This window comes from Citricoccus alkalitolerans (assembly GCF_039528175.1).
Classification (GTDB): Bacteria; Actinomycetota; Actinomycetes; order Actinomycetales; family Micrococcaceae; genus Citricoccus; species Citricoccus alkalitolerans.
In genome coordinates, this window is record NZ_BAAALH010000002.1 from 1,101,252 (window position 1) to 1,113,936 (window position 12,685).

Genomic DNA, 12,685 nt, shown 5'->3' on the forward strand with positions numbered 1-12,685 from the left:
GGTGGTCACGTCGCAGTCTTCAGCGCCGGGGGACGCCGGCACGCAGCAGTTTGGCTTCCAGTCGACGAGGTGACGTCAGGTCATCCCACATCCAGCGGACGAAGCGAATGCCTTCTTCCTGGATGCGTTCTGATCTCAACTTCTCGTCCAGGATCACCGGATCGACGTCGCGCCCCGAGTAGCTGTTGCCGCCGGCATACTTCCGCTTGCCGTCGAACTCACCGGCCAGCCGCAGTCCCTTCCACCAGAAGTCGAGGATTCCGAGGAGCTGGCCATCAGCGGACCGCACTTGATGCTGGAGCTCTGGCGGTTCGAAGCCAAGCCGGTCTATGACTACTCGGCTCCACGATTCGCCGGGAGACGCTGACAGGGGCGAGGCGAAGGCGGTGATCTGACGAAGGCGGTGGGCGGCTTTCCGGCTGGAGCACCAGTTCGCCATGGAGGTGAGGTCCTGGATGGTCCATGGTCTGGCCACCACCGCCGGCATGTTGGCTGGCGAGTTCCTCAGTCCGCTCAATAGTGCGTCAGCCACCACGATCGCGTCTTCCCACGGTAGCCGCGGCAAGGTGTCCGCCAGGCACAGCCGAAAGTCCTCGAGCACCAGCGAGGATCCTGGCAGGAGGAACTGTCGGAACGGATGTCTTTGCCCGGAGGACAAGCCACTCCACGCCCGTGGGACAGAAATCCTTCGCTCGTCGAAGAGCGGCCAGGTGGCGCCCTTCGGCTTCGTCCGCTTGATGGAGCCGGCCACGCTGGCGCTGGAGGCCCGCAAGGTCAGGACTCCGGGCCTGTTGACGAGTGGCAACCCATACAGCAGGAGCGCCGTCTCCCGGCAGAAGACGGGGTCGGTCCGGCTGGTCAGGGCGAGAGCCGCCGCAGAGGCACAGAAGCGGTCATCGCGTGAAGCCTGGTTCCACTGCTCGGCCGGGGCGAAGACACCGGGGCGGACTCTGATGAGGTCCCCGGACCTGGCCTTTCTGAACACCAGGCGTGCGTCGTCCGTCGGTGCACCGTCCTCGGTGGCTCGGCGCAGAGCGATGCCCCAAGCGGCGACGGCTTGCGGAGAGGTCGCCTCAAGTGGAAACCGGAGATCAGGGGCGAAGAGTTTGGTCGAGGCGGCCATCATGCCAGTCAGGACATCACGGGGGCGGGGTCCTGTGCGGTCAGCTGAAGGGCCGATGTGGACCATCGTGGGCATCTCGCCGGCTGTGGAGGATCAGACGACGCAGCTTTTCCCGCTCATCGTGAAGAAGCCCGGTCATTCTGAGTGGGAATGTTCACGATCATCGGGAATCGAGATGCAGGACGCGAGCGGGCCGAGCGTGAGACGTGGAGGTTCAGCCGCCACAGCCGCCACAGACAGCGGAGACGTCACAGGCAGCAGAGACACCACTGCCGCCATCCGCCTGGTCTAGGCGGGCACCTTCCGGGACGGCTGCGGCAGGACGACCTGGCGGATGCCGACGCCGCGTCGGTACAGCCGCTGTGCCGGGATGGGCACGACCGTGCGCCCCGGGTAGGCGGCGCGCAGCAGCTGGTGAGCGCCGTCGTCGTGCGGGTCCTCGAAGGAGGGGACCACCACGGCTCCGTTGACGGGCAGGACGTTGACATAGGACCAGGCGAGGGGGCCGCGGTCGTCCTGGCCGGCCAGGGGCGCGGTCAGGGTGGCCACGTTCAGGGGCCGGCCCCGGGCATCCGTCTCGTGCTGGAGGATGGACAGGGTGCGGGCGGAGACGGCGTGGTCCGGGTGGGCCGGGTTCTCCTGCCAGTGCAGCAGCAGCACGGTGGGGGAGGCGAAGGTGACCAGTTGGTCGATGTGCCCGCCCAGGCCGAACCGCCCCTGATTGCGGCTGAGACCGCCGGGCAGCCAGATGATCTTGCGGATATCCGTGTACCGCGTGAACTCAGCCTCGACGTGCTCGCGGGTCCATCCGCCGTTGCGTGCCGGGTCGAGCAGGACGGCTTCGGAGGCGATCAGGGTGCCCTCCCCGTCCGTGATGAAGGCACCACCCTCGTTGACCATGAGTGAGAGCTGGCGCCGGGCGTTGGTGAGGTCGGAGATGGTGCCGCCCACCACGTCGTCCAGGCGGTAGTCGAATCCGGGCCGGCGGCCGAAGCCGTTGAAGACCCAGTCGATCATGCCCAGCTGGCGCTGGCCCGTGGCTGGATCCACGTCACCTGTGGTGAAGGTCGGCCCGGTCAGGCCGAGGAAGGGGTTGTCCATGGCCAACGGCACGATGGGGAACATGGGATCCACGTACGTGTGCACGATCTGCCGGTCCGCCGGGTCCACCAACAGGGTCACGGGTACGTAGTCCATGACCGCATGCGCCACCCGGGTCCAGGCGCGGCGGGCTCCGGACAGCTCCCACGTGGAGGTGCCCATCTGCGCATAGTCGCGGGGGAAGGCCATCCACAGCCGTTCCTGCGGCTCGGTGTCCCCGGGCAGGTGCCACACCGCTGTTGACAGGTCCGTCGAGACCCCACCAAGCGGCAGTGCCTGCGGATCCTGGCGCATGGGTCCCTTTCGTCAGGTGCTTCACGGGGGTCGAGTGCGTCGGTCCTGACATGCGCAGGGCAGCGGACATCTGGTCACCGACTCCCCCATGCTATGCGAGTACGCAACCCCCGGGCCCGTTCCGCGCCGGTCGCGACCTGTTCGTTATCAGCCGTTCCCGGCATCCAGCGGCTGCGCCGCATCCTCCAGGGCGGAACGGACGGCGACGACGGCCGGAGACCGAGCCGACGAGGACCGGATGGACGTGAAGACGGTGCGCAGCGGCTGCCCGGGCAGAGAGATCCGGCGCAGTCGTTGAGGGTGGTCCGCCAGGGTCAGACCGGGCAGCAGTGCCACCGCATTGCCGGACTCGACGAGCTTCACATGAGACTGCAGGTCTGCCGAGACGAAGCGGACGTCCGGCTCGTGACCGGCGGACCGAATCAGCTGCTCGGCCCAGTGTCGAGTGGCCGTGCCCCGTGGCTCCATAACCCAGGGCAGCGGCCGGTGCTGCAGAAGAGTGGCCAGTTCTTCCCCGATCGGCAGGGGCTGGCCGCCGATGGTGAGTGTGGCGGGCACGGCCAGTTGCAACTCGTCCTTCACTAACTGGCGGCGGTCCAACCCTGGCCAATGCGGTGCCGAATGTCCGGGATACTGTTCAGCGACGACCACGTCGAAGTCCCGTGCCCACGTCTCATGCAGGGCGCGCTCCGGCTCGTACTGGACCATCTCCAGCCGCAGGGCGGGATGGCGCTCACGCAGCAGGGACAGGGCCGGCGGGATCAGGACGAGGGCTGCGGACTGGAACACCGCCAGGCGCACGCGCCCACTGATGGCGCCACCGGTCGAGACCAGAGCCGTCTCGGCTTCCTCGAGGGCGCCGAGGATCGGCTCCACCCGTTCCACGAGGGCCATCGCCGCCTCCGTGAGCTGCACGTTCCTCCCGACCCGGCGCAACAACTCGGTCTTGGTCTCCCGCTCCAGCATGGACAACTGTTCGGAGACGGAGGAGGGGGCCAGGTTCGTGGCCCGGGCCACCGCGGAGATCGTGCCCCGGATGGACAGCTCGCGCAGCAGAACGAGACGGCGGACGTCCAGCATGACTCAGGCCTTTCACGAGGGATCGGGTGGGGTGCGTGGGGATCGGGTGGAAGGACGGCGCAAGGGCCGAGGCCCCCCGGAACGCCACAGGAGAATGTTCGGTTCAACCGAACAATACTCGGCGGAAACGTTCGCTAGTCACGCACAGTGTAAGGGAGAACAATGTCAGCATGACGACCCACCCCGTTGATCACTCCGCCCAGCCGGCGAACCCGGTAGACCCCGCTAGCCCGGTAGGCCCCGCTAGCCCGGTAGGCCCCGCTAGCCCGGCAAACTCGGCCAACCCGGCAAGCCTGACCGCCGAGACCCGGCAGGTTCCCCAGCAGAACGCGGCCATCCCGGACCCCGAGGAATTGCGCGCGCTGGCCCCGGCCGCCGTCGAGCAGGTCCGGACCTGGCTCCGAGAGGCCCGGAAGCATCCCTCGAACTTCTCGGCCAAGCAGCTGGCGGGTGTGCTGAAGGACCCGGCGGGGCTGGACTTCACGGTCGGCTTCGTGGACCGGGTGGTGCGTCCCGAGGACCACCGGATCGCGGCGGAGGCACTCGCAGACCTGGCGCCCCAGACGCCCGGCTTCCTGCCCTGGTACATGAAATCGGCCATGAACCTGGGTGGCCGGCTTGCCCCCGCCGTGGCCCCGATCGCCGTGCCGGCAGCCCGCAAGGTCCTGCGCGAGCTGGTCTCCCACCTGATCGTGGATGCCACGGACGCCAAACTCGGCCCGGCCATCGCCAAGCTGAGGACCGAGGGCATCCGCCTCAACATCAACCTGCTTGGTGAGGCCATCCTCGGCCAGCGGGAAGCCGATCGCCGGATGGAAGGCATCCGCACCCTGATCGAGCGGGATGATGTGGACTACGTCTCCGTCAAGGTCTCCGCCGCCACCGCCCCGCACAGTGCCTGGGCGTTCAACGAGGCTGTCGAGGAGGTCACCGCCCACCTCCTGCCGCTTTACGAACTCGCCGCCTCCCAGAGTGATGGAGTCGGTGGTACCGGCCCCACGTTCATCAACCTGGACATGGAGGAGTACCACGACCTGGACATGACCCTGGCCGTGTTCATGCGGCTGATGGACACCCCCGCACTCCACGATCTCGAGGCCGGGATCGTGCTGCAGGCCTACCTGCCGGACGCCCTCGACGCCATGATCCGCCTGCAGGAGTTCGCCGCCCGTCGCGTGGCCGCCGGCGGTGCCCCGCTCAAGGTCCGCGTGGTCAAGGGCGCCAACCTGCCCATGGAGCAGGTCCAGGCCTCCGTCACCGGCTGGCCCGCCGCCACCGTGCCCTCCAAGCAGGCAGCCGATACCAACTACAAGCGCGTCCTGAACTACGCCCTCACGCCCGAGCACACCCGCAACGTGCGAATCGGAGTGGCCGGGCACAACCTCTTCGACATCGCCCTGTCCTGGCTGCTCGTGCAGGAACGCGGACTCACCACGCAGTGGGAGCAGGGCGGTCGCAGCCCGGACGTCGAGTTCGAGATGCTGCTGGGCATGGCCACCGGCCAGGCAGAGGCCGTCCGCCAGGACGTCGGCTTGCTGCTGCTCTACACCCCGGTGGTCCACCCGCATGAGTTCGACGTGGCCATCTCCTACCTGATCCGCCGCCTCGAGGAGGGGGCCAGTCAGGAGAACTTCATGTCCGCCGTCTTCGAACTGGACACGGACCCAGCGCTCTTCGCCCGTGAGCAGGACCGCTTCGTGGCCTCGCTCGAGGACCTGGACACCGCCATCCCGACGCCGGCCCGCACCCAGAACAGGCAGGCTGCGGATCTCGACGTGGCGCGGGGCCCTGCCCCGGAACCCGTGGACGGCTTCGCCAACACCCCGGACACCGACCCTTCCCTGGCGGCGAACCGCGACTGGGGGCGGACCATCACCGCCAACATCCCGGGCTCCATGCTCGGTACCGAGACCGTGACCGCCGCCACCGTGACCTCACCGGACCAGGTGCAGGCCGCCATCGGGAAGGCCGTGGCGGCGGGGAAGGCGTGGGCGAGCCTGACGGGAGCCGAGCGGGAGAGCGTGCTGGGCGCCGTGGCCGATTCCCTCGAGGCCCACCGCGCGGACCTGCTCGAGGTGGCCGCAGCCGAGACCGGCAAGACGCTGGACCAGGGTGACCCGGAGGTCTCTGAGGCCATCGACTTTGCGCGGTACTACGGCCGGCTGGCCCGCGGGCTCGACGAGGTGCCCGGCGCCCGGTTCCACCCGGCCCAGCTCGTGCTCGTCATTCCGCCATGGAACTTCCCGGTGGCCATCCCGACGGGCGGAGTGCTCGCCGGGCTGGCCTCCGGCGCGCCCGTGGTGTTCAAGCCGGCGCCGCAGTCGGTCCGCACCGGTGCCGTGGCCTACGAGGCCATCCGGGAGGGCCTGATCGCCGGGCTCGCCGCACTGGACGGCGTCAGCACCGAGGAGGCCGGAGCGCTGGCCTCGGACGTGGTGAGCTTCATCAGCATCGACCCGGAGCAGGAGGCGGAGCTCGGGGAGGGACTCATCGCGCACCCGGACGTGGAACGGGTCATCCTGACCGGCGGCTACGAGACGGCGAGGCTGTTCCGCTCCTTCCGCCCGGACCTGCCGCTGCTCGCCGAGACCTCCGGCAAGAACGCGGTCATCGTGACCCCGAGCGCTGATCTGGATCTGGCCGCCAAGGACGTGGTGACCTCCGCATTCGGCCACGCCGGGCAGAAATGCTCGGCGTCCTCCCTGGTGATCCTCGTCGGCTCCGTGGCCACCTCCCCGCGCTTCCACCGCCAGTTGGTGGACGCCGCGAACTCCCTGACCGTGGGCTACCCTGAGGACCCGCGCTCCCAGATGGGCCCCGTGATCGAGGTCCCGGGGGAGAAGCTGCAGCGGGGGCTGACGGAGTTGGGGGACGGAGAGACCTGGGCGCTGGAACCGCGTCAGCTGGACGGGACCGGTCGGCTCTGGAGCCCCGGCATCCGCGCCGGCGTCCGCCCGGGCTCGGACGCGCACCTCACCGAGTACTTCGGGCCCGTGCTCGGCGTGATGACCGCCGAGACGCTGGAGGACGCCATCGAGCTCGTGAACGCCGTGGACTACGGCCTGACCTCCGGGATTCACTCCCTGGACCCGGATGAGATCGGGACCTGGCTGGACACGGTGAATGCCGGCAACCTCTACGTCAATCGCGGCATCACCGGTGCGATCGTCCGCCGACAGCCCTTCGGTGGCTGGAAGCGCTCTGCCGTTGGCGCCGGCACCAAGGCCGGTGGCCCGCACTACCTGCATGGACTGGGGTCCTGGACGGACGCCCCGGTCGCGGCGGTGCCGGGCGAAGGCCCCGACGCCGCCTCCGTCCAGCGACTGGCCGAGGCCGCAGGTCTGGAGGCCGGGGACCGCGCATGGCTGGCCGGCGCGGCTGCCCTGGACGAGCAGGCGTGGAACGAGTGCTTCGGCGTGGCCACGGACATCTCCGGACTGATGGCGGAGCGCAACGTGCTGCGCCACCGTCCGGTCCCGGTGACCATCCGCTGGGAGTCCGGCCCGCTGGTGCACCTTCTGCGGGTGATCATGGCCGGTCGCCGTGCTGGGGCACCGCTCACGGTGAGCGTGGCGGAGGGACTGCCGGCCGGCGTCGGGCAAATCCTGGAAGGCGACTCGCAGGTGGAGGTGCGGGTGGAGGACACTGAGGCGTTCCACGCCCGGGCCCTGCAGCTGACCCAGTTGCCGCCGTCTGCGCCCTCCGGCGGGGACCCGCGCATTCGCCTGGTGCTGGACTGGAGCGAGTCCGGGACACGTGCCGGGTCCCACCCCCGGACCGGAGCTGAGGCAGGAACCGAGGCATCCCGGGCGGCCGTGCTGGCCCTGCACGAGGCCCTCGGCGGGTCGCCGGACGTGGCCGTCTACGCGAATCCGGTGGTCTCGGCCGGGGATGTGGAGCTGCTGCCCTTCGTGCATGAGCAGGCCATCTCGATCACTGCCCACCGCTTCGGCACCCCGGACCACCTGACCGATCACCTGCTCTGACCCACTCCTGGCATCTGGGCAACTGCTGGGCCACTGGAGGCCGAATTCGCACTGTCTGCTCGGGAACAGCCGTTGAGAACGGCGCGAATTCGACCTTCAGATGAGGAGCAGACGGGGAGGGCGGGGTTCGGCTGGATAGAGTCAGGCGCATGACTCTGGAACGTGCGCAGTCCCGATCCGTCGAGGTCCGATCCCTGGTGGTCGAGGCCGCCGTGGAGCTGTTCGGCGAGCGGGGCTTCGAAGCCACCAGCGTGGACGACCTGGCCCGCGCCGCCGGGCTGTCCCGTTCCACGTACTTCCGTCAGGTCGGCGGCAAGGAGGACGCAGTCTTCGCGGACCACCCGCCGCTGATCGAGGAACTCGCCGCGTGGATGGACGAGCAGCCGAGTGATCCCTGGACCACCGTGTGCGCCGCCTCGGAGCGGGTCTTCGCGCACCTGTCCGAGGACCTGGAACTGGCGCGCCGCCGCTACGCCGTGGTCGGCGGGGTGCAGGCCCTGCGCGACCGCGAGATCGTCACGGAACGCCGCTACGAACAGCTCTTCTCCGGACATCTACGCCGGACCGTGCCCGGCCTCGAGCCCGTGGACGCCATCGGCTTCGCGGCGCTCGTCACAGCCACCCACAACCACTTCCTGCGCCAGGCCGTCCGCAGCGGCGAGAACGGTGGCGAGGGCGGCGGTGCTGGCAGCACGGTCGCCTCTGGTCCCGCCGGCCCCGAGGCGACCGCCGGGGTCACCGCGCGGTACGCAGAGGCATTGGACCGGGCGCTGGCGATGGTCCGGCTGCGTTTCGGGGTCGGTTCCCCGGCGGGCGCCGAGACCGGGGCCGCCGGGGGGTCGGCGTCACACCCCGCGGACGACGCCGGCGCACCGGCGGGAGCGGACCTCGCCGACGGCTCCGGTCGGGTTCCCGACCCCTCCGTCGCGCCCGGTCAGGTGGTGGTCGCGAGCTTCCCCACGACGATGCCCTCGGGCGAGGTGTTGCGCCGGGTCCGCCAGGCCCTGGAGTCGAACTCTCCGTGACCCGGACTGATAACGATCCTCGGCATTGAGTCCCGCTAGATCTGACACGCAGTTCCACTTATGCTGATGTGATGACTGAGATTCCCGCCCGCACCAACCGTGTGTCCCGACCTGCCGGATCGCCGTTCCCTGGCGCCACCGAACCGGCCTATGACGTGACCAGCCCGCTGGACATCGACTACTACGGCACCTTCCGGGGCATCCCCGCGGCGGACCGCGAGATCTGGGAGCGGGCGCGGACGGCCGCCACCGCCGTCGCCGGTCAGATGGCAGAGGGCTGGGATCGACATGAGTACCCGATCGAGGCTGCCGTCAGCCTCGGGCGCCACCAGCTGTTCAACGACGGTCTGACCCACCCGGACCTGGAGCAGTTCTCCCCACTGGCCACCGGTCTGGTCAACATGGAACTCTCCCGTGTGGATGGCTCCCTGGGCACCGTGCTGGCGGTTCAGGGCGGGCTCGCGCTGCGCACCCTCGTGTACTTCGGCAGCCAGGAGCAGCAGGAACGGTATGTGCGGCCCATGGCCTCGGGAGAGGTGCTCGGGTCCTTCGCCCTGACCGAACCGGACCACGGTTCTGACTCCTCGGGGCTGTCCACCCGGGCCACCCGTACCCAGGCCGGGTGGGTGCTGCGTGGAGCCAAGAAATGGATCGGCAACGGAGCCTCGGGTGGTGTGACCTTCGTCTGGGCGCGCGTGGACGCAGAGGGCGACGACGACCATGGCGCGGTCCGGTGTTTCCTCGTCCCCCAGGAGACTCCCGGTTACCAGGCCCGGGTGATCGCCGGCAAGGGCGCTCTGCGCGCCATCGACCAGGCCCTGATCCTGCTGGATGACGTGGAGTTGCCGGCTGACGCCCTGCTGCCCGGAGCGCACTCCTTCAAGGACACCTCCAAGGTCCTCTATGCCACCCGTGCCGGGGTCGCGTGGTCGGCGCTCGGCCATGCCACCGCCTGCTTCGAGGCCGCGCTGGCCTACTCGCAACAGCGGGTGCAGTTCGGCAAGAAGCTCGCCCAGCACCAGATGGTCCAGGAGAAGCTGACCCGGCTGCTCTCCCACCTGGTAGCCATGCAGATGTACTGCGTGAACCTGGCGCACCTGGAGTCCGAGGGTCTCCTGCGCCCCACCCAGGCGTCCCTGGCGAAGTATCACAACACCCGCACCGCACGCCTGATCGCGTCCGAGGCGCGGGACATGCTCGGGGGCAACGGCATCCTGTTGGAGAACGGCGTCATCCGTCATCAGGCGGACATCGAGGCCATCCATACGTACGAGGGCACCGAATCGGTGCAGGCCCTGCTGATCGGCCGTGATCTCACCGGGTTCAGTGCCTTCGCCTAGTCAGGACGCCCGGCGTCTGACGAGAGGGTCCCGGCCAGTGAGTGCTCCAGCCCATGCTTCCCCTACCCGTGGGTAACTACGTGGCATCATGGAGCCATGCACCTGATCTTCCGCACCCTGCTGTTGCTCGCCCGGTCCCGCCGGCGGCCTCGGCTGAGCCTCTGGCAGACCTCCTCGCTGCCGTTGAAGGCATTGCCGACGGACATCGACATCGCCATGATCATCAACAACGGCATGTATTTCTCCCTCATGGATCTGGGCCGCTTCGACCTGATGGTCCGGGCAGGATTCTGGGACGTGATGTCGAAGCGCAAGTGGACTCCGGTGGTGCAGTCGGAGCAGATCTCCTTCCGCAAGTCGATCCGGTTGTGGCAGAGCTTCAGCATCGAGACCAAGATCATCGGCCTGGACGAGAAGTGCATCTGGATCGAGCAGCGTTTCGTCCGCGAAGGCGAGATCTATGCCCGCGGCTACCTGGCCACCCGGTTCGTGGATGCGAACGGTGCGGTTGCCCTCGAGGACATCGTCGAGGCGGTCCGCACGGAGCTCGGCGAGGTGCCGCCCGAGGACTTCACCGTTCCGGAGTGGCTGCACGAGTGGCGCGGCGACGTCGCGCTGCCCGGTTCCCGGAAGCCGGCCCCGCACCGCTGGTGACCTGAATGCGGGTGGCCTGCGCGCCGCCGTCGTGCGTTATGCCTCCCGCCGGGGCAGGATGGGAAGCATGAACAACCGCCTCCTCATCATCGGCGGGCTCACCACGCTCGTCCTCATCCTGGTCATCGCCTACCTGGTCGGGTTCTGGGCGTGGATCTTCCTCGGGCTGGTCGCCCTGCTGCTGGTGGGGCTGGCCATCTGGGACCTGACCCAGAAGCGGCATGCGATCCTGCGGAACTTCCCGGTGATCGGGCACATGCGGTACCTGCTGGAGTCGATCCGTCCGGAGATCCAGCAGTACTTCATCGAGCGGAACTTCGACGGCAAGCCCTTCGACCGGGACACCCGCTCGATCGTGTACTCGCGGTCCAAGGGCGCGGATGACCACAAGGCCTTCGGCACGGAGCGGGACACGGGGCGGATCGGCTACGAGTATCTCCTGCATTCCACGGCCCCCGTGGCGCCGCCGAAGAAGATTCCCACCGTGCGGATCGGCGGCCCGGACTGCCGCCAGCCCTATGACCTGTCCCTGATGAACATCTCCTCCATGTCCTTCGGCTCGCTGTCCAAGAACGCGGTGGTGGCCATGAACAAGGGTGCCGGCCTGGGTGGGTTCGTGCACGAGACCGGCGAGGGCGGGCTGACGAAGTACCACCGCGGCAACGGAGCGGATCTGTTCTGGGAGATCGGCTCCGGCTACTTCGGCTGCCGCACCGAGGACGGCCGCTTCAACCCGGTGAGCTTCGCGGAGAAGGCCACCCTGCCGGAGGTCAAGGGCATCACCATCAAGCTCTCCCAGGGGGCCAAGCCCGGGCTCGGTGGCGTGCTGCCCGGCCCCAAGGTCACCCCGGAGATCGCCGAGGCGCGCGAGGTGCCGGTCGGCGTCGACTGCATCTCCCCGGCCTCCCATTCGGCCTTCACCACGCCCCGGGAGATGGTCCGGTTCATCGGCCGGCTGCGCGAGCTCTCCGACGGCAAGCCGGTCGGCATCAAGTTCTGTGTGGGCTCCCGCACGGATGTGCTAGCCATGTGCAAGGCCATCTGGGAGGAGCGGACAGCCCCGGACTACATCATCGTGGACGGTTCCGAGGGTGGCACCGGCGCCGCCCCGTTGGAGTATTCCGACCATGTGGGCACCCCGCTGACCGAGGGCCTCATGCTGGTGCACAATGCCCTGGTCGGCACGGGCCTGCGGCACATGGTCAAGCTGGGCGCGGCCGGCAAGGTCGCCACTGGATCGGATATCGTCAAACGGCTGATCCAGGGGGCCGACTTCACCATGTCCGCCCGCGCCATGATGATGGCCACCGGCTGCATCCAGGCCCAGAAGTGCCACACGAACCATTGTCCCGTGGGCGTGGCCACGCAGGACCCGCGGCTGACGCGGGCGCTGGACGTGGAGGACAAGTCCAAACGCGTGCACAACTACCAGAAGCTCACCGTCCGTGAGGCCGTGCAGATCATGGCGTCGATGGGTCTGAACCATCCGTCCCAGCTGAACACTCGGATGCTGCGCCGCCGCGTGGACCACCTCAACACCCGCTCCTACGCCTCCATCTACCACTGGCTGCGGGAGGACGAACTGCTCAACGAGCCTCCGCGCGGCTGGGCCGCCGACTGGCGGGAGGCGGACGCCGACCACTTCGGTGAGCACGCCCCCGTCGGCTACCTGACCGAGCCGGATCCGCAGTGGCGTGACGAACTGGACGTGCAGACCTCCGCGATGTCCTTCGGAGACCTGCGCGCCTCCCTGCACTCCGGTGAAGCGCAACGGCCCGTTCCGACGCCGGCCGGTTCCGCCGGTGCCGATGCTGCCGTGGGAGCGGGGCGCGGCGAGAGGCCAGCCGAGATGGCACCCGCGGGCTCTGCCGCAGGCTCGGGTACCGACTCGGCCGGTGACCGCAGCGGTGAGGGGGCGAGTGAGGGTGAAGGCGAACCGCGTTCCGAGGGCCGCCCGCCGGAGCGCAACGCCGACGAGAAGGACATCGACGGCGCTCGGCCGCGGCGCACCGGCGCGGACACCGGGTCCACCCCCGTGGTCAGCAACGAGCCCCGGCCGGAGGGCCGGCTGGGGTCCTGACC

General features: G+C 68.9%; 8 protein-coding genes. 5 read left to right on the forward strand and 3 right to left on the reverse strand.

All coding sequences use genetic code 11. The annotated features are described in order from the left end of the window. Positions 1–19: 19 nt before the first annotated feature. The 3 genes from ABD134_RS10900 to ABD134_RS10910 all read right to left on the reverse strand — a co-directional run bounded on the left by ABD134_RS10900 (position 20) and on the right by ABD134_RS10910 (position 3,598). Positions 20–1,198: a hypothetical protein gene (locus ABD134_RS10900; protein WP_344229379.1), complete on the reverse strand. Its 1,179-nt coding sequence runs from the start codon at positions 1,196–1,198 to the stop codon at positions 20–22. 213 nt (positions 1,199–1,411) lie between these two features. Further along, positions 1,412–2,518 carry an agmatine deiminase family protein gene (locus ABD134_RS10905; protein ID WP_344229381.1) on the reverse strand — a complete coding sequence of 369 codons (1,107 nt, stop codon included), beginning with the start codon at positions 2,516–2,518 and terminating at the stop codon, positions 1,412–1,414. A gap of 147 nt (positions 2,519–2,665) precedes the next feature. Next, entirely contained in the window at positions 2,666–3,598 is a 933-nt protein-coding gene (locus ABD134_RS10910; RefSeq protein WP_344229383.1) for a LysR substrate-binding domain-containing protein, read from the reverse strand. Positions 3,599–3,768: 170 nt separating this feature from the next. Between ABD134_RS10910 and ABD134_RS10915 the strand changes: the two genes are divergently transcribed. From ABD134_RS10915 to ABD134_RS10935, 5 genes are all read left to right on the forward strand, one after another. Beyond that, positions 3,769–7,584 carry a proline dehydrogenase family protein gene (locus tag ABD134_RS10915; protein ID WP_344229385.1) on the forward strand — a complete coding sequence of 1,272 codons (3,816 nt, stop codon included), beginning with the start codon at positions 3,769–3,771 and terminating at the stop codon, positions 7,582–7,584. Positions 7,585–7,733: 149 nt separating this feature from the next. After that, on the forward strand, positions 7,734–8,609 hold the full coding sequence (locus ABD134_RS10920; RefSeq protein WP_344229387.1) for a TetR/AcrR family transcriptional regulator: 876 nt from the start codon (positions 7,734–7,736) through the stop codon (positions 8,607–8,609). A 71-nt stretch (positions 8,610–8,680) separates the two neighbouring features. Further along, positions 8,681–9,949 (forward strand): acyl-CoA dehydrogenase family protein, encoded by a 1,269-nt coding sequence (locus ABD134_RS10925; protein ID WP_344229389.1) that lies wholly within the window; start codon positions 8,681–8,683, stop codon positions 9,947–9,949. A 96-nt stretch (positions 9,950–10,045) separates the two neighbouring features. Continuing rightward, positions 10,046–10,603: an acyl-CoA thioesterase gene (locus tag ABD134_RS10930; protein ID WP_344229391.1), complete on the forward strand. Its 558-nt coding sequence runs from the start codon at positions 10,046–10,048 to the stop codon at positions 10,601–10,603. A 67-nt stretch (positions 10,604–10,670) separates the two neighbouring features. After that, a complete protein-coding gene (locus ABD134_RS10935) occupies positions 10,671–12,683 on the forward strand; it encodes an FMN-binding glutamate synthase family protein (protein WP_344229393.1) in 2,013 nt (670 codons plus the stop codon). Positions 12,684–12,685 lie beyond the last annotated feature (2 nt).